The 360-nt window shown below is 55.0% G+C and carries 1 pseudogene; it reads right to left on the bottom strand.

The features are described from left to right. Positions 1-113 precede the first annotated feature (113 nt). Positions 114-244: pseudogene (locus ACPUD7_RS17850) on the bottom strand (transposase); the annotation flags it as partial. Between the last annotated feature and the right edge of the window lie 116 nt (positions 245-360).

Genomic DNA, 360 nt, shown 5'->3' with positions numbered 1-360 from the left:
GCTACATTCAATGCTTGGGTATCAGACTCCCGCCGAAATCGAAGCAACCCACTACACGAGCCTACAGGAATTAGCAGCCTAAGAAACTGAACGAACGCTCAGCCTCTAGAAAACCCGGGACTTGACATTCCCGACCGGCGCGTGACCGGGCAATCCCGGCATAGGCGGCCAAATGGCCAGCAGTTTTGAACGCAGAGAAGTCTCCGGCTGCCAGGAGGATCTGGGATGCGGTCTTAACCTTGATCCACCGATGCGAGTAGCCGGATCAAGCCGCGCGTGAAATGGAAATGCCCCTCCTGAACTGGGAAAATGGTGATGTTCTAAGTCTCCATATCCCACACAGAAAGGGGCACCTCTCAG

This window comes from Brevibacterium sp. FAM 24630 (genome assembly GCF_049804075.1).
Classification (GTDB): Bacteria; Actinomycetota; Actinomycetes; order Actinomycetales; family Brevibacteriaceae; genus Brevibacterium.
This window is presented reverse-complemented; position numbering and strand designations above follow the sequence as displayed.